The organism is Massilia sp. SYSU DXS3249 (assembly GCF_053668055.1).
On record NZ_JBSIPX010000021.1, the window covers coordinates 67,676 to 84,887 of the forward strand.

A 17,212-nucleotide genomic window follows, 5' to 3' on the forward strand; every position below is an offset into this window, starting at 1 on the left:
TGGCCCGTCCAGGTCTCTGGCTTCCTTGTCCCGGAAGCGTGAAAGTTGTGCTTCATATGCGGTGCGTCGTGCACCGCGCGCTTTTTCCTGCTTTGCGGCTTCTTCTCGAGCCGTCTTCTTTTTACTGTCGTACCGCGTGGACTCGGGAGTCCACCCTACAAAGACGGTTTACCGTAGGGTGGAGTCCTGACTCCACGCGTTTTACCCTACGATCACCGGCAACTTAACTAAAATCGTACAAACCCGGCAGGCCGAGAATGCGTTCCAGCGCCTCCAGCGCCGTCCTGCACTCGATCGCCAGCTGCGGATCGGCCAGATCCTTCGGCTCGATCCGGTCGCGGTAATGCTTCTCGACCCACTCCACCAGCTGCGCATACAGCGCGTCCGTCATGATCACGCCGCCATGCAGCGCGCCGGCCTGTTCGTCGGTCAGCGCCACGCGCAGGCGCAGGCAGGCGGGGCCGCCGCCGTTGCGCATGCTCTGGCGCAGGTCGAATTCGAGCAGCTCGTCGATCGGGCCGCCGCTCGCCACCAGTCCGGCCAGGTAGTTGGCGACCGCCGCATTCTCGCGGCACTCGTGCGGCACCAGCAGCGCCATCTTGCCGTCGGGTTTCGACAGCAGCTGGCTGTTGAACAGGTAGCTCGCCACCGCGTCCGCGACCGGCACCATGCCGTTCTCGACCCGCACCGGCAGGAACTCGGCGCCCACCCCGCTCACCGAACGGCGCAGCGCTTCGATGGTCGCCGCCTCGTCCGCGAAAGCCTGCTCATGATAGAACAGGACGTTGCCGTTGCCGACTGCGATCACGTCGTTGTGGAACACGCCCTGGTCGATCACGTCCGGGTTCTGCGCGGCGAACACGGTGCGCGCCGGGTCCAGGCCGTGCAGGCGGGCCACCGCCTGCGAGGCTTCCAGGGTCTGGCGCGCAGGGTATTTTTTCGGGAATGGCGCCGACGGATCGAACTCCACGCGGCCATACACGAAGAACTCGACGCCGGCCGCGCCGTGGTTACTGGCGAAGCGCGTGTGGTTGGCCGCGCCCTCGTCGCCAAAGGCCGGCGTCGGCGGCAGCGGGTCGTGCACCACGAAATGGTCGTGGTCCGCGAAGATCGCGCGCAGCGTGCGCGTGGCCTGCACGTGCTCTTCCGAGCGGTGCAGCTTGTTGTTCAGGTTGGCGGCCGTGAAGTGCACGCGGCCGTCGCGCGTGTCGGCGGACGGGCTGACGGTGGCCGCGTTGGCGGTCCACATCGGCGCGGCCGACCAGGCGCAGGACAGGATCACCGGCGCTTCGCGCCAGGCTTGCGCCAGCACGTCGGCGTCGGTGCCCGAGAAGCCGAGGCTGCGCAGCAGTCTGAAATTCGGACGCGCCTGCGGCGGCATCACGGCCTGGGCGAAGCCCCGGGCGGCGAGGTCGCGCATCTTGGCCAGGCCCTGCAGCGCGGCCAGCTTCGGGTTCGAGGCGCTGCGCACATTGCTGAACGAAGCGACGTTGCCGAACGAGAGGCCGGCATAGTTGTGGGACGGGCCGACCAGGCCGTCGAAGTTGTATTCGCGAGCGTTACGCATGATTTAGAAAGTCAGTCCCGGCGACAGCTTGGCCGGCATTTCGAGTTCGGCCGTCTCGATCGAGGCGACCGGATAGGCGCAGTAATCGGCCGCATAGTAGGCGCTCGGACGATGGTTGCCCGATTTGCCGACGCCGCCAAACGGCGCCGAGCTGGCCGCGCCCGTGGTCGGGCGGTTCCAGTTGACGATCCCGGCGCGCGCCTTGATCGCAAAGCGCTTCCACAGCTCTTCCGACGGCGACAGCAGTGCGGCGGCCAGGCCGAATTCGGTGGCGTTCGCGACTTTGACCGCCTGGTCGAAGTCCTTGACGCGCACAACCTGCAGCAGCGGGCCGAACCACTCTTCGTCCGGGATGCCCTGGGCGTCGGTCACGTCGACGATGCCGGCGGTGACGAAGCCCGCGTTCGGATCGAGCTGGCGCATCTGCAGCAGCACCTTGCCGCCCTTGGCTTCCATGTCGGCCTGCGCCTGCACCAGGCGGGCAGCCACCGCGCTCGATACGACCGGTCCCATGAAGGGCTGCGGCTCGGCCTTCGACGGACCGACCTGCAGCTTGGCTGCCACCTCGACCAGGCGCTGGATGAATGCCTGGCCCTGCTCGTTGTCCTGCACCACCAGGCGGCGCGCACAGGTGCAGCGCTGGCCGGCCGAGATAAAGGCCGACATCACGGCGTGGTGGACGGCGGCGTCGATCGCTTTCGCATCAGGCTGGAGGTCCCAGACCACGAGCGGGTTGTTGCCGCCCATTTCCAGCGCCAGCATCTTGCCCGGCTGGCCGCCGAACTGTTTGTGCAGGGCGGCGCCGGTCTGGCTGCTGCCGGTGAACAGCACGCCGTCGATCAGCGCGTTCTGGCCCAAGGCGATGCCGGTGTCGCGGCCGCCGTTGACGAGGTTCAGCACGCCCTTCGGCAGGCCGGCCTGCTCCCACAGCTCCACGGTTTTCACGGCGGTGCGCGGCGCGTACTCGCTTGGCTTGAAGACCACCGTGTTCCCGGCGATCAGGGCCGGCACGATGTGGCCGTTGGGCAGGTGACCGGGGAAGTTATACGGGCCGAACACGGCGAACACGCCGTGCGGGCGGTGGCGCAGCACGGCGTTGCCGTCGGCGACCTTGGCGGCGGTCTCGCCGGTGCGCGCGCCGTAGGACTGGATCGAGATGTCGATCTTGTTGGCCATGGTGGCGGCTTCCGTGCGCGCTTCCCACAGCGGCTTGCCAACTTCTTCGGCGATGATGGATGCCAGCTCTTCGGCGTGTTCCTTCAACAGGTCGCGGAAGCGCGTCGCGATGCCGATGCGCTCTTCCAGCGGACGCAGGGCCCAGGCTTCGAAGGCCTCGTGGGCGGCTTGCGCGGCGCGCTGCACGTCCTCGCTGGTCGACTCGTTGCTGGTCCAGGTCTGGCGGCCGCTGGACGGGTCGACGGTAACCAGCTCCGCACCGCTTCCTGGGACCCATTCGCCGTTGATGTAGTTCGACAGGTTAGCCATTGTTCTTCCTTACGTTGAGTGACAGCGTGCGTACCGGGTCGCCCGCCTGGACGTGCAGCAGCGCCAGTTCCTGTGCCGAGAGGGATACCTCCGCGCCGTCGATCGTGGTCTGCGCCAGCACCATGCGGAAATCGTCCAGCTTCGTGTTCGACACCAGCAGGCATTCGGTTTCGCCTTCCGGGCGGCCTTCGGCGGCCACGCGCAGCACGCTGTCGCGCACCGAGCGCAGTTCCTTGACGCGCCCCTGGAGCACCGGGCCGGCGTCGAAAATGTCGACGTAGCCCTCGTAGTGCATGCCCTCCTGCTCCAGCAGTTTGCGTGCGGGCAGCGTCGAGCGGTGCACCTGGCCGATCACTTCGCGCGCCGACTCCGGCAGGTAATCCACGTACAGCGGCTGCCGCGGCATCAGTTCGGCGATGAAGGACTTCTTGCCGATCGCGGTCAGGCCGTCGACGTGATTGAAATCCATCTTGAAGAAGTGGCGGCCCAGGCCCTCGTAGAAGGGGCTGGTGCCGTCTTCGGTAAGGTAGCCGCGCATCTCCGCGATGATCTTCTCGGTGAACAGCTGCTGGAACTGGGCGATGAAGAGGAAGCGGCTTTTCGAGAGCCACTTGCCGTTGTAGCCCGCGCGGTAGTCCGGGCGCAGGAACAGCGAACACAGTTCGGTGGCGCCGGTGAGATCGTTCGACAGGTACAGCGTCTCCATGCGCGTAAACACGTTCAGTTCGCGGCTGGAGTGCACCAGGGTGCCAATGCGGTAGTTATAAAAGGGTTCGGTCAGGCCGACCGCGCCCTTGATGGCGCAGATGCCGGCCAGCTGGCCGTTGTCCGTGTCTTCCATCACGAACATGAAGTCGCGCTGTTCCGGCGGAATGGTACCGGCGAACGAGGCGACGGCGCATTCGACGCGGTCGCCCAGCATCTTGCGGTCCGGTTTCAGGGTGGTCATGCCGCCGCCGACCTGGTGGGCCATCTCGATCAGCGGGTCGAGGTCCGAAGCGGCAATGGAACGAATGACGAGCATGGTGCCTCTCTCAGATTCTGACGCAGATGACGGCGTCGCCCGGCGCGACACCGAGGGCCTTCTGCGCGTCGAGCGGCAGGCAGAGGGCGTCGGAGGTGTCGCATGGCGGGCAGGCCACAGTGATGGCGCGGAAGCGCTCGGCATTGGTCGCGACAGCGTAGGTCACGAGGTTGTCGGTGTCCCCTTCGCGCGCGGTCTCCACGCGGCGGTGCTGCGAGCCGCAGAAGGAGCGCAGCGACATTTTGTGCGCCGCGAGGATCGGGCCGCCGTCGAAGATGTCGACGTATTCGTCCGCCTCGAAACCCTCTTCCGTCAGCAGCTTGAAGGCGAGCTGGCCGCTCGGGTGGATCTGCCCCATCGCCGCCTGGGCGTCGCCCGGCAGCAGCGGCACGTAGACCGGGTAGTGCGGCATCAGCTCGACGATCATGGTGCGGTTGCGCGAACCGCCGATGACGCGCTCGGCGTCGAGGAAATCCATCTTGAAGAACTTGCGGCCCAGCGCATTCCAGAACGGCGACTGGCCTTCGTTGTCGGTGACGCCGGCCAGCGGCACGAAGAAGCGGTCGCCGAAGCGGTTCGGCGCCAGCACCGCGAACAGCAGGCGCGCACGCGACAGCAGGGCCGCCTCGATGCCGGCGCGCTGGCGTTCGCGGTCGCGCAGGTGAAAACCGGCCAGCTGCGAGCAGGCGGTCAGCTCCGAACACAGCGTCAGCGCATGCACGCTGTGACAGATGTTCAGGTCGCGCGAGACCTGCTGGATGACGTCGTTGCGGAAGGCAAAATACGTGCCGTTCGATCCGGCCGAGGCGTGCACGGCGGCGGTGCCGACGACCTCGCGGGTCGCGGTGTCTTCCAGCACGAACAGGTAGGACTCTTCGCTCGGGATGTCGACCTGCGCGGCAAAGGAGGCGATCGAGCGTTCCACGAAGGGCGCGATGGTCGCGCGCGTGCGCGGCAGCGTGTGCACGCCCGGCGTCAGCACGGCGGCCAGGCTTTCCAGCGCATCGATATCCGTCAGTTCAACCGGACGAACTACATACATATTGACTCCAAGGGTGATGTCACCTGCGCCTGCGAACGAACCACGGCCCGCGTCGGTGCGCGGGCCGGGCAATCATGAAAAGCGGGCAGCGTCAGGCGGCGGCCAGGAATTCCGCGACCGCGGCGCGCAGGATGCGGTCCGCTTCCATGATCTGCTCGTCCGAGACGATCAGCGCCGGCGCCATGCGGATCACGTCCGGGCCGGCGATCAGCAGCATCAGGCCCATCTTCTCGGCGATCTTGGTGATGTCCTTGGCGCGGCCCTTGAAGCCTTCGGCCAGCGGCAGGCCGATGAGCAGGCCCTGGCCACGCGCCTTGCCGAACAGCTGCGGGAAGTCGGCGGAGAGCTTTTCCAGGTTGGCGAAGATCTTCGCGCTGGCTTCTTTTACACGCGCGAGGAAGGCCGGCTGGTTGATCATCTCGACCACGTTCAGGGCGACGGTCGCCGCCAGCGGGTTGCCGCCGTAGGTGGTGCCGTGCGAGCCGACGTTGAAGTGCTGGGCGATCTCGTTGGTGGTCAGCATCGCGCCGATCGGGTAGCCGTTGCCGAGCGCCTTGGCGCTGGTCAGGATGTCCGGCGTGACGCCGGTGTCCATGTAGGCGTAGAAGGCGCCGGTGCGGCCCACGCCCGACTGCACTTCGTCGAAGATCAGCAGCGCGCCGGTCTGGTCGCACAGCTCGCGCAGCGCTTTCAGATAGGCCTTGTCGCCCGGGATGACACCGCCCTCGCCCTGGATCGGCTCGACGATCACGGCGGCGACGTCATCGCCGATGGCAGCACGCGCCGCTTCGATGTCGTTGTACGGGATGTGGTTGATTTCCTGCGGCAGCGGCTCGAAGCCTTCGGTGTACTTCGGCTGGCCGCCGACCGACACGGTGAACAGGGTACGGCCGTGGAAGGACGACAGGCACGAGACGATGCGCGACTTGTGCGGGCCGAACTTGGTGTGCGCGTACTTGCGCGCCAGTTTCAGCGCGCCCTCGTTGGCTTCCGCGCCCGAGTTGGCGAAGAAGGCACGCTCGGCGAAGGTCGCTTCGACCAGGGCCGACGCCAGGCGCAGCACCGGCTCGTTGGTGTAGCCGTTACCGAGGTGCCACAGGGTGTTGATCTGCTTGGTCATCGCATCGACCAGCACCGGGTTGCAGTGGCCGAGGCTAGAGACGGCGATGCCCGAGGTGAAGTCGAGGTAATGCTTGCCCTCCTGGTCCCACACGTCCAGTCCCGACGCCTTGACCGGCACCATGGCGGCCGGTGCATAGGTCGGGACGAGGACTTCGTCGAAGGTCTGCCGAGTGACAGGCCGCGTTGTGACACCCGAATCGAGCTTTGCATTCATGACTTTTTCCTCATCCATTGTTGGTGACTGGGCGCACCGGGAGACGGGCGCCGAACCTGGACATTATAGGAAGTCACCATGGCAAGTTCTTGCAGAAGTGCGACGGGGATTTTCATATTTGGCCGGGGGTAGCTACACGACCAAGCCTGCTTCCGTACCTAGTCCGAGACTGATGAAAAAGCTAAAAACAGCTTAAGCGAAACGGCATTATCGAATGATCATCACTACTAAGACTCAAACTTCTATGCCTACAGGCTTCTGCCCCCACGCCCGTCGTGCAGCACACGAAATACAAAAGATATCCACACAAACCATCTAACATGGACGAAAGTTGTGCACAGGCCATGATCAAAAGTTAGTGATTGCTCACCACGGAAGCACGATTTCTGCTAGAAGCTAGAAAAGTCAAGGATGACTGCGCAAAAAAAGTGCACGCCAAGTACTTGCGTCGCATGAAAAATAAGCACTACAATTAGAACTGTCCTCGGAGCAATACTTCACAAAAAGAAGTTACACCGAGGTACAAAAAGAAAAAGCCCAGACACAATGGCTGGGCTTGAGTAGCAAAGTAGCGGGCACTAGGAATTACTCTTGGCGGGGTACCTAGGCTCATTTTATGCGGACTGAATTATAGAACCTTTAAACTTATTTCTGCAACAGAATAGGTACATGGTGTTAGTTCGATCCGCGAAGACATAGAAAGGAAAGCATGTCATCGCAACAACTTAACTTAGAACTGATCCATCACCAAGCTGACGGCACCATCATCGATCAACGTACCGGAGACGGTTACATCAACGCTACTGCACTTTGCAAAGCATCTGGAAAGCAGTGGAGTGAGTACCGCCGTAACATGAGTACGGTTGCGTTCCTGGCCGAACTTGAAGCTGATATGGGAATGCCAACATCCAGCCTGATCCACTCGATCGTTGGTGGCGATTCACGACTACAAGGGACTTGGGTACACCCGCAAGTAGCTGTCAATCTCGCGGGTTGGCTTTCGCCAAAGTTTGCGGTACAGGTGTCCAAGTGGGTCGCTGATTGGATGAGCCGACGTGGTTCACCCCAAACCGCTGTATTGCCTGTGCATTTGCAGCGTTACATGGCAAATGACAACAAGGTGCCGCCGGGTCACTTCTCGATTCTTCAAGAAACCGGCATTGGCTTGTTCGGTCCATTGCATCAGTTGGGATTTGATATACCGAAAGGCTGGGTCCCCGATATTTCGGTCGGCAAGCTTTTCTGTGCTTGGCTTCGCAAAACGCACGGTGTCAATACTGACTCGTTCCCGACGTATGCTCACGATTACTTAGATGGTCGCCCAATAGTTTATCCAAACGCCTATCCTGACGACTATTTGGCAATGTACCGGACTTGGTTCCGAACTGTCTGGCTCCCAGAGAATGGCCGCCGGTATTTCAAGTCAAAAGATCCGAGCAGCATTGCCTATCTCGACCGAATGCCAGCGCTCGCGGCGCCAGTGATGGCTCCCAAACTCCCCAAGTAATAGGCTTTTCAACAATCTGTTCATGTCGAGCAGTTTCAGCGGCATGAACAGAAGTGATCGTCCTAGTAGATCTCTGCAATGTGCATTGAAGTAGGTAATGCCTACTCTGCCAACCTCCTCTGCCTCTCCTCCCGCGGCGTATTCCCAAACAACGCCCCAAACGCCGTCGAAAAGTGCGACCCCGACGAAAACCCGCACATCAGCCCCACCTGCACGATCGAGTAATTAGTATCGAGCAGCAGCTGCCGCGCTCGGTTCAGACGTAGCTCCAGGTAGTAGCGCGACGGCAAACTCCCAAGATACTGCTTGAACAACCTCTCCAGCTGCCGCCGCGACACCCCCGCCAGCTGGGCAATCTCGTCGGTCGACAGCGGCTCCTCGATATTCGCTTCCATCAGCGTCACCGCCTCGGTCAGCTTCGGCTGCAGCGTCCCAAAACGCGCTTGCAGGGCCACGCGCTGGCGTTCTTCCTTGCCGCGTACGCGGTCGACGCACAGCAGTTCCTTGACCGGCGCCTGCACGTTGGCCCCGAAGATGATGTCGATCAGGGTCAGTGCGAAATCGACGGAGGCGGCGCCGCCGCAGCAGGTCAGGCGGTTGCCGTCGATTTCGTAGAGGTGGGGCGTGAAGATGGCCTGGTCGGCGCGGCTGTCGGCGTCGGCGTAGAGGGACCAGGGGAAGGCGGTGCGTACGCCGTTGAGGGCGCCGGCTTCGGCCAGCCACAGCACCCCTGCCCCGACGCCGCCCCAGAAAGGCGCGGCGCGGCAGCGTTCCACCAGGGCGCGGAAGTTGGCGGGTTTTAATCCAGCCTGCGCTTCGTCGGCGGCCAGCAGGACCAGGTGCCAGTGGCGCTGGGCGTCGCTGGTGAACTTGTCTGGGCTGCGCACGTCCACGTGCAGGCGCTCGGGGCCGAGGATTTTCGCGGCCTGGCGCAGCGGCTGCACCAGGCCCGACCAGCTCAGGGAATCCGGTTCGCCGGCGTTCACCAGCAGGATGCGCAGCGGCCGTTCCTGGGCCAGGACGGACAGGTCAGGATGCGGCATCGGGAAGGGTCGGGAACGTCATCACTCGGGGGCGAGCGCGGCGGCGGGCCGGCGCTCGGAATTCCATTGACTGACTATCATACCGGAGATCAACAGCAGTCCACCCAGCCAGCCTCGGGCGGTGAGCGCTTCGCCCAGCCAGAGGAAGCCGAAGAAGGCGGCGGCGGCCGGTTCGAAGGCGTAGACGACGGCCGCTTCGTTGGCGGTCGTGCGCGACTGGCCCCAGGTTTGCAGGGAGATGATGGCGGCGGTGGCGATCACGCCGAGGTAGAGGAAGTTCCAGCTGTGCTGGCCGATCGCCTCAATCACGCCGCCCAGCCAGGCGCCGCGCGCTGCGGCCTCGCCTGGCACTTCGCGCGCCAGCAGCCAGAGCGCGGCGCACAGGGCGACGGTGGCGATCTGGCTGGCGGTCACCGTCAGCAGGCGTGTGGCGCGGCGGGTGCGCACTTCCATCACCTTGACGTAGACGCCGAAGCACAGCGCGCTCATCAGGGCGAGCGAGTCGCCCAGGCCCCAGGCGCCGCCGTCCCAGCACAAGGCAGCCAGCCCCAGCACCGACATGACCAGGGCCAGCACGATGCGGCGCTCGGGCAGGCGTCCGCCGAGCACGCCCAGCAGCGGCACCACCAGCACGTTCAGGCCGCAAATAAAAGCGTTGCGGTTGGAGCTGGTGAGCGCCAGGCCTTCGACCTGGAACACGAAGCAGAAAAACAACAAACCGCCGAGGATCGCGCCGGAGCGCATGTCGTCCAGCTTGCCGCGCCACAGGAAGGGGGACAGGATCAGGGCAGCGAGCGCAAAACGGACGAGGATGATCCAGACCGCCGAGAAATGACCGGTCAGGTCCTTCATGGCGGGGAAGGTCGTGCCCCACACGAGGGTGACGAGCAACAGGGCGAGGATGCCGTGGAGGTGGCGGGTCATGTGGTGCGTGCGATGTGGCAGATTGGCAAAAGCGACTATGGTACGCGCCTCGACAGTGAAAAGCTAACTGGCGCGCATGACAGATAGGAGCGCCTAACAAAACCTTCAGAGCAAGGCGCAGCGACGAAGACAGTACGACTGTACGGCGAGGAGCTGCAACGCAGCTATGGAGGTTTTGTTAGGCGCTCCAAGTGGTGGGAGGGCAAAGCGCTGCCGGAGGCTATAATTCCGCATCATGGGGGAACGATATTTAAAGAGCGTCCGCTTGCTGGCCGAGTGCATGCAAGGCTTCGAGCGGTATTCAGGCGAATCGGTGCGGCACTACGGCCTGACGCACGCACAGTTCGACATCATCGCCACGCTCGGCAATACGCCCGGCATGAGCTACAAGGAACTGGGCGAGCGCACCTTGATCACCAAGGGCACGCTGACCGGCGTCATCGAGCGCCTGGAACTGAAGGGCCTGGTGCTGCGCGAGCGCAGCAGCGACGACAAGCGCTCGTTTTTCGTGCGCCTGACGCGGGAGGGCGAGGCGGTGTTCCGCGACGTGTTCCCGAAAGTAATCGCGCACGGCAAGCAGCTATTCGCCGGGTTCAGCGATGCCGAGTTCGAGGAATTGGATGGCCAGCTTCGAAAGCTGCGCGAACGCATCAGCCAGGCGGCACGCCCGGTCCCGTTATCACTACAACAAAAGGAAGAATCTTGAAAACTACCCTGCTCGAGGGCAAAAAGCCCGCCCACTTCGACAAGCACATCATCGGCAACATCCTGCTCGACGTGGCGTCGGAGGAAGAAGTCCGCCAGCACAAGATGCTGATCGGCGTGCGCAACGAGGCCGGCGAGATCTATCGCCTGATCGGCGCCGCCAAATTGAACAGCTTCATGAACGCCGTCGAGGAACTGATCGACCTCGGCCTGGTCGACGAGCTGGAAGACACCGAAGAGCCGAAGGACGGCCTCGACGCCATCTTCAGCGAAGAGTAAGCACACATTCAGCGGCGTTGTAAAAGTGCCCTAGAGCAAACTTTGCCTGGGGCTGGCCTGACCATTGAGGTTATAATTTTTCGATGGACAGACTTGACGCCCTCAAGAGTATCGCGGCCCAGGCCATCCGCGGCGAACTCAGTTTCCCGACGAATGTCGACGCCACCCTCAGGCTGCAGCAAGCCCTGAACGATCCCGACTGCCACGCCGACGCCGCCGCGCGCCTGGTGCAGGCCGAGCCGCTGCTGGCGGCGCGTACCGTCGCGATCGCCAATTCCGTCACCTACAACCGCTCCGGCAACGACGTCACCAATGTGCGCGCGGCCGTGCAGCGCGTCGGTTTCCGCACGCTGGGGGCGCTTGCCGCCACCGTCATCGTGCGCCAGCTGAGCAGCGAAATCACCGATCCCGACCTGCGTGCCCGTGCCGACGCCCTGTGGCGCCATTCGGCCCACGTGGCCGCGCTGGCGCAGGTGATCGCGCGCCGGGTGTCGTTCGTCGACCCGGAGACGGCGATGTTTGCCGGCATCGTGCATGAAGTGGGCGGCTTTTATTTGCTGTCGCAGGCGCACGCGTATCCGGGGCTGCTCGACGGCGGCGCTGACGAATGGCTCGAGCATGGCGAAGTGGCCATCGGCCGCGGCGTGCTGCTGCGCCTGGGCGTGCCGGCGCCGGTGATGGGGGCGATCGAAGCCATGTGGAACGGCATGCGCGCGCTGCCGCCGGAAACGCTGGGCGACACCCTGCTGCTGGCGAACGATTTGTCGCCGGTGCCGTCTCCCCTGCTGGAGCGGCCGGGGGCGACCACGGTGGCGGCTGCGGCGACCATCGATTTCGCGGTGGGGGATGGGACGCTGGCGCGCATCATGGAAGAGTCGGCGCATGAGGTGCAGAGTTTGACGGCGGCGTTGATGTAAGACGCCGGCGTGCGGTTTGATTGGTTAAACCGTATGCGTCTGATGCTGGGGCTGTTGCCTGTGCCGTTCATGGCCTGCTGGGTCCGCGTGGGCACGGGGCGCCCACCTTACCGCCCGGAACCTCTCCCGTAGGGTGGGCGCCCTGTGCCCACGCGTTCAACCACAATATTCAAATCGCGATTCGATTTTTCCCCGCGCGTTGAACGCGTGGACGGCAAAAGCCGTCCCCCCTACGGTTCTTCCAAAAAAAAAATGCCCGCTCAGGGAGCGGGCAAAGTCCAAAACTAGGGATGTCCTGAAAGAGACAGTTCCACTATAGTTCCCGGTTCCCGCACACTCTGTGCGCCAATTCACACTGATGTGACATTTTTCCGTTTGTCGCGTGACGAGGCGCAAGGGCAAAAAAAAACCCGCTCCAGTGGAGCGGGTGAAGTCCAAAACTAGGGATGTCCTGAAAGAGACAGTTCCACTATAAGGTTCGGCAAGCGGGCTGCTCTGTGCGTCAACTCACACAAGTTCCCGAAATGTCACTTTTCGCGCACATCCTTGCGTAAACCGTGGTGTAACAATGTAAAACGCCGCCCGGGCCGGAGCCGGGGCGGCGTTTTTTCATGCAGCGCGCATGAGCGCGCCGCGGAACGATTTACACGACGGCGCCGTCGGTCTCGTCCTTTTCCTTGACCGGCTTGATCAGGTCCTCGCGCTTGACGCCGAACCACATCGCCAGCGCAGCGGCCACGAACACCGACGAATAGATACCGAAGCAGATACCGATCGTCAGGGCCAGCGCGAAGTGGTGCAGCGACGGGCCGCCGAAGAACAGCATCGACAGCACCATGATCTGGGTCGAGGCGTGGGTGATGATGGTACGCGAGATGGTGCTGGTGATCGCGTGGTCGATGACCTCGGTCACGCTCATCTTGCGCTGCTTGCGGAAGGTTTCGCGGATACGGTCGAAGATGACGACCGATTCGTTGACCGAGTAGCCGAGCACGGCCAGGATCGCCGCCAGCACGGTCAGCGAGAACTCCCACTGGAAGAAGGCGAAGAAGCCGAGAATGATGACGACGTCGTGCAGGTTCGCCAGGATGGCGGCGACGGCGAACTTCCATTCGAAGCGCACGGCCAGGTAGATCACGACGCCGACGATGACCATGATCAGCGCGTTCAGGCCGTCCTGGGCCAGCTCGTCGCCGACCTGCGGGCCGACGAAGTCGACGCGCTGCAGGGTCACGACTTCGGCGCCGGCCGGGTTGGCGCAGGTAGTGCGCGCCACTTGCTGGCCCTTTTCGGTGACGGTGATCTGCTTCGGCGTACCGCCTTCGGAGGCGCAGATGGCGGCAAACGCTTCCGACGACACGGTCGCGCCGGCGGCGGTTTTCACCGGCGGCAGGCGCAGCATGATGTCCTGGGCGGTGCCGAAGCTGGCCACTTCAGGCGCTTCGTGGCCGATCGAGCGCAGCGTGGCGCGGATCTTTTCCTGGTCGGCGGCGTGCGGATAACGCAGTTCCATCACGGTGCCGCCGGTGAACTCGACCGAGAAATGCAGGCCCTTGGTCACCAGGAAGAACACCGCGGCGACGAAGGTCAGCGCCGAGATCACGTTGAAGATCAACGCGTGGCGCATGAACGGGATGTCCCGTTTGATTTTGAAAAATTCCATGACGAGTCCCTAGTCCTTATTTCTTTTCAGCTGGCAGGCCTGGCGTCCAGACCGTGCCCACCGACAGCTTCGTGAGTTTCTTGCCGCGACGTCCGTACCACAGGTTCACCAGGCCGCGCGAGACGAACACGGCCGAGAACATCGAGGTCAGGATGCCCAGGGTGTGCACGACGGCGAAGCCGCGCACCGCACCCGAACCGAAGATCAGCAGCGCCAGGCCAACGATCAGGGTGGTGACGTTCGAGTCGAAAATCGTGTCCCAGGCGTGGCTGAAGCCGTTCGTGATCGCCTGTTGCGGCGTGGCGCCGGCACGCAGTTCCTCGCGGATGCGCTCGTTGATCAGCACGTTCGAGTCAATTGCCATACCGAGCGCCAGCGCGATTGCGGCGATACCCGGCAGGGTCAGCGTTGCCTGCAGCATGGACAGCAGGGCCAGCAGGAACATCACGTTGGCGGCCAGCGCCAGCGAGCTGAAGACGCCGAACATGTGGTAGTAGACGATCATGAAAACGGCGATGGCGACGAAGCCCCAGACCGTCGAATGCAGGCCGCGGCTGACGTTTTCGGCGCCCAGCTGCGGGCCGACCACGCGTTCCTCGATGAATTCCATCGGCGCCGACAGGGCGCCCGAGCGCAGCAGCAGCGCCAGCTCGTTCGCGTCTTCGATGCTGCCGATGCCGGTGATCTGGAAGGTCGAACCGAGTTCCTGGTTGATGGTCGGGGCCGTCGGCACCGTGTACTTGCCCTTTTCCTTCAGCAGCACCGCCAGGCGCTTGCCCACGTTTTCGCGGGTGGCCAGGCGGATCCGGCGGCCGCCGTCGCCGTTCAGGTCCAGCGAAACGGCCGGCTGCTGGTTCTGGTCGAAGGTCGCGACGGCGCTCGAGATGTAGTCGCCGGTCAGGATGATGTCCTTGTAGACGACCACCGGGGCGCCGCGGCCTTCGGTGAACAGTTCCGAATTCAGCGGGATGGTCGCCGACAGTTCGGTGTTCGGGGTGATGGTCGGATCGACCAAGCGGAATTCCAGCGTGGCGGTGCGGCCGATGATGTCCTTCGCGCGGGCCACGTCCTGCACGCCCGGCAATTGCACGACGATGCGGTCGGCGCCCTGGCGCTGGATGACCGGCTCGGTCACGCCCAGTTCGTTGATACGCTTGGACAGGGTGGTGATGTTCTGGTTGACGCCCTCTTCCACCGTGCGCTTGAGCGCTTCCGGCTTCAGGGTGACCAGCAGTTTCAGCTCACTGCCGTCGGCGGCGTCGGTCAGCTGCAGGTCCTGCGACTGGCCGGCCAGCGTGGTGCGGGCGGCGGCGCGGGTTTCGGCATCGCGGAAGGCGACTTCGACGGTGTTGCCGTTGCGCTCGATGCCGGCGTGGCGGATGTTCTTGTCGCGCAGGATGCTGCGCACGCTCGCTTGCATGCCCTTCATCTTGGTTTCCAGCACGGCGCGCGAATCGACTTGCAGCAAGAAGTGGACGCCGCCGCGCAGGTCGAGGCCGAGGTTCATCGGCAGTGCGCGCAGGGACTGCATCCAGGCCGGGGTATTCTTGACCAGGTTGACGGTGACGATGTAATCCGGGTCGGCCGGATCGCGGTTGAGCTGGCGCTCGAGCGCCAGCTTGGCCTTGAACTGGGCGTCGGTGGTGTTGAAGCGGGCGCGTACGGCCGCCGAGTTACCCACGCCGTCCAGCGAAATCTGGTTTGCCGGAACACCTTCGCGCTTGAGCGCATCGGCTACCTGCGTCGTGGTGTCGCTCGTGATCTTGACCGTCGTCTTGCCGGTGGTGACCTGCAAGGCCGGCGATTCGCCGAAGTAGTTGGGCGCCGTGTACAGCGCGCCCAACAGGAGCGCGACGGCGATCAGTATGTATTTCCAGACGGGATAGCGATTCATAGTGTTCCAGCGTTCAATGTTGAGCGGCGCGCGGCCCTTGCGGGCCGCAACGCGGGCTTACAGGGCCTTGAGCGTGCCCTTCGGCAGCAGCGTCGTGACGGCGTTCTTTTGCACGACCATCTCGGTGCCGGCCGCCACTTCCAGGGTGACGTACGCGTCTTTCACCTGCACGACACGGCCCAGGATGCCGCCGGCGGTGACGACTTCGTCGCCTTTGGCCAGCGCGTCCATCATCGCTTTCATTTCTTTCTGGCGCTTTTGCTGGGGACGGATCATCAGGAAATACATGACCACGAACATGATGATCAGCGGGGCGAAGGTCGTCAGGCTGCCCATCAGGCCAGGATCGGCGGCGGTGGTGGTTTGCGCGTACGCGTTGGAAATGAACACAAGGACTCCGATTGTGAGATAAAAAATTAGCGCTGTATTCTAGCACCGGCGAACTGCCAGCGGCCATTCCGCGGTATATGGGAATGACATTCAGAAATTGCAAGTTGGAAATCGGAGAAGATGCGAAGGGCGTTGACCGGATGGGTTCGCCGGATAGGAGGGGTGGGATAGGTATCGCTGGCTGAACGCGTGGACGGCGGAGCCGTCCACCCTACGGGTCGACGCGGCGACGTAGGGTGGACGGGTTCCCCGTCCACGCGTTCAACCACCGCCAGCGCAATCGAGGATGTATTACACCCCGCGCGCCCGGTCGGCCTTGAACTGGATCCGGAACGCATTGAAACCATCCGCATCGATCGCGTCGCGCATCTCCTGCATCAGGTTCAGGTAATAGTGCAGGTTGTGGATCGTGTTCAGGCGCGCGCCCAGGATCTCGTTCGAGCGGTGCAGGTGGTGCAGGTAGGCGCGCGAGAAGTTCTTGCAGCAGTAGCAGGTGCAGGACTCGTCCAGCGGCGCCGTGTCTTCTTTATAACGCGCGTTCTTGATCTTGACGTCGCCGAAGCGCGTGAACAGCCAGCCGTTCCTCGCGTTCCGGGTCGGCATCACGCAGTCGAACATGTCGACGCCGTTGGCCACGCCTTCGACCAGGTCTTCCGGCGTGCCGACGCCCATCAGGTAGTGCGGCTTGTTCTCCGGAAGGCGCGGGCCGACGTGGGCCAGGATGCGCTGCATGTCTTCCTTCGGCTCGCCGACCGACAGGCCGCCGATCGCCAGGCCCGGGAAGTCGATCTCTTCCAGGCCGGCCAGCGATTCGTCGCGCAGGTGCTCGTACATGCCGCCCTGGACGATGCCGAACAGCGCGTTCGGATTCTCGCCCTTGTTAAATTCGTTCATCGAGCGCTGGGCCCAGCGCAGCGACATGCGCATCGATTTCGCCGCTTCTTCGGCGGTCGCGGCGCGGCCGTCGATTTCATACGGCGTGCACTCGTCGAACTGCATCACCACGTCCGAGTTCAGGGCGCGCTGGATCTGCATCGACACTTCCGGCGACAGGAATTTACGGGAGCCGTCGATCGGCGAGGCGAAGGTCACGCCCTCTTCCGTGATCTTGCGCATCGCGCCCAGCGAGAACACCTGGAAGCCGCCCGAGTCGGTCAGAATGGGCTTGTCCCAGCCCATGAAGCCGTGCAGGCCGCCGAACTTGTTGAACACCTCGATGCCCGGGCGCAGCCACAGGTGGAAGGTATTGCCGAGGATGATCTGCGAGCCGACTGCCTTCAGTTCGACCGGGTCCATGGCCTTGACGGAACCGTAGGTCCCGACCGGCATGAAAATCGGCGTCTCGATGGTGCCGTGGTTCAGGGTGAGGCGGCCGCGGCGCGCGTGCGACAGGCCGCTGGTGTCTTTTTTAAGGAGGGTAAATTCGAGCATCGGGT

15 protein-coding genes are annotated in these 17,212 nt (G+C 63.5%); 4 read left to right on the plus strand and 11 right to left on the minus strand.

Annotated features, from left to right (window positions below):
* Nucleotides 1–223: 223 nt before the first annotated feature.
* The 5 genes from astB to astC all read right to left on the minus strand — a co-directional run bounded on the left by astB (nucleotide 224) and on the right by astC (nucleotide 6,454).
* The gene (gene astB / locus ACWCIA_RS20155; RefSeq protein WP_454166189.1) at nucleotides 224–1,567 is read right to left on the minus strand and encodes an N-succinylarginine dihydrolase; all 1,344 of its coding nucleotides are present in this window, start codon (nucleotides 1,565–1,567) and stop codon (nucleotides 224–226) included.
* A 3-nt stretch (nucleotides 1,568–1,570) separates the two neighbouring features.
* Nucleotides 1,571–3,052: a succinylglutamate-semialdehyde dehydrogenase gene (astD, locus tag ACWCIA_RS20160; protein WP_454166191.1), complete on the minus strand. Its 1,482-nt coding sequence runs from the start codon at nucleotides 3,050–3,052 to the stop codon at nucleotides 1,571–1,573.
* The gene (gene astA / locus ACWCIA_RS20165) at nucleotides 3,045–4,076 is read right to left on the minus strand and encodes an arginine N-succinyltransferase (protein WP_454166193.1); all 1,032 of its coding nucleotides are present in this window, start codon (nucleotides 4,074–4,076) and stop codon (nucleotides 3,045–3,047) included. The genes astD and astA overlap by 8 nt, the downstream gene beginning before the upstream one ends.
* A 10-nt stretch (nucleotides 4,077–4,086) precedes the next feature.
* Complete coding sequence (locus ACWCIA_RS20170; RefSeq protein ID WP_454166195.1) at nucleotides 4,087–5,118, minus strand: arginine N-succinyltransferase; 1,032 nt, start codon at nucleotides 5,116–5,118, stop codon at nucleotides 4,087–4,089.
* A 91-nt stretch (nucleotides 5,119–5,209) separates the two neighbouring features.
* On the minus strand, nucleotides 5,210–6,454 hold the full coding sequence (gene astC, locus ACWCIA_RS20175; protein WP_454166197.1) for an acetylornithine/succinylornithine family transaminase: 1,245 nt from the start codon (nucleotides 6,452–6,454) through the stop codon (nucleotides 5,210–5,212).
* Nucleotides 6,455–7,163: 709 nt separating this feature from the next.
* On the opposite strand from astC, the gene ACWCIA_RS20180 reads away from it, so the two are divergent.
* Nucleotides 7,164–7,961, plus strand: coding sequence for a KilA-N domain-containing protein (locus tag ACWCIA_RS20180; RefSeq protein WP_454166198.1), 798 nt, complete (start codon nucleotides 7,164–7,166; stop codon nucleotides 7,959–7,961).
* A 101-nt stretch (nucleotides 7,962–8,062) separates the two neighbouring features.
* Here the strand turns inward: ACWCIA_RS20180 and ACWCIA_RS20185 are convergent, their stop codons facing one another.
* Together ACWCIA_RS20185 and ACWCIA_RS20190 are read right to left on the minus strand one after the other, a co-directional pair.
* On the minus strand, nucleotides 8,063–9,004 hold the full coding sequence (locus ACWCIA_RS20185; protein WP_454166200.1) for a GlxA family transcriptional regulator: 942 nt from the start codon (nucleotides 9,002–9,004) through the stop codon (nucleotides 8,063–8,065).
* 21 nt (nucleotides 9,005–9,025) lie between these two features.
* Nucleotides 9,026–9,928, minus strand: coding sequence for a DMT family transporter (locus tag ACWCIA_RS20190; protein WP_454166202.1), 903 nt, complete (start codon nucleotides 9,926–9,928; stop codon nucleotides 9,026–9,028).
* Between the two features lie 280 nt (nucleotides 9,929–10,208).
* Between ACWCIA_RS20190 and ACWCIA_RS20195 the strand changes: the two genes are divergently transcribed.
* The 3 genes from ACWCIA_RS20195 to ACWCIA_RS20205 all read left to right on the plus strand — a co-directional run bounded on the left by ACWCIA_RS20195 (nucleotide 10,209) and on the right by ACWCIA_RS20205 (nucleotide 11,829).
* Nucleotides 10,209–10,634, plus strand: a complete 426-nt coding sequence (locus ACWCIA_RS20195; protein ID WP_454166203.1) for a MarR family winged helix-turn-helix transcriptional regulator — start codon at nucleotides 10,209–10,211, stop codon at nucleotides 10,632–10,634.
* Entirely contained in the window at nucleotides 10,631–10,912 is a 282-nt protein-coding gene (locus ACWCIA_RS20200) for a hypothetical protein (protein ID WP_454166204.1), read from the plus strand. The genes ACWCIA_RS20195 and ACWCIA_RS20200 overlap by 4 nt, the downstream gene beginning before the upstream one ends.
* An 83-nt stretch (nucleotides 10,913–10,995) precedes the next feature.
* Nucleotides 10,996–11,829, plus strand: a complete 834-nt coding sequence (locus ACWCIA_RS20205; RefSeq protein ID WP_454166206.1) for an HDOD domain-containing protein — start codon at nucleotides 10,996–10,998, stop codon at nucleotides 11,827–11,829.
* A 643-nt stretch (nucleotides 11,830–12,472) separates the two neighbouring features.
* On the opposite strand, the gene secF is transcribed toward ACWCIA_RS20205, so the two are convergent.
* From secF to tgt, 4 genes are all read right to left on the minus strand, one after another.
* Nucleotides 12,473–13,492, minus strand: a complete 1,020-nt coding sequence (secF, locus tag ACWCIA_RS20210; protein ID WP_454166208.1) for a protein translocase subunit SecF — start codon at nucleotides 13,490–13,492, stop codon at nucleotides 12,473–12,475.
* A gap of 16 nt (nucleotides 13,493–13,508) precedes the next feature.
* Nucleotides 13,509–15,386 carry a protein translocase subunit SecD gene (secD, locus tag ACWCIA_RS20215; protein WP_454166210.1) on the minus strand — a complete coding sequence of 626 codons (1,878 nt, stop codon included), beginning with the start codon at nucleotides 15,384–15,386 and terminating at the stop codon, nucleotides 13,509–13,511.
* Between the two features lie 57 nt (nucleotides 15,387–15,443).
* Nucleotides 15,444–15,776: a preprotein translocase subunit YajC gene (gene yajC / locus ACWCIA_RS20220; protein ID WP_454166211.1), complete on the minus strand. Its 333-nt coding sequence runs from the start codon at nucleotides 15,774–15,776 to the stop codon at nucleotides 15,444–15,446.
* Nucleotides 15,777–16,067: 291 nt separating this feature from the next.
* Entirely contained in the window at nucleotides 16,068–17,207 is a 1,140-nt protein-coding gene (gene tgt, locus ACWCIA_RS20225; RefSeq protein ID WP_454166213.1) for a tRNA guanosine(34) transglycosylase Tgt, read from the minus strand.
* Nucleotides 17,208–17,212 lie beyond the last annotated feature (5 nt).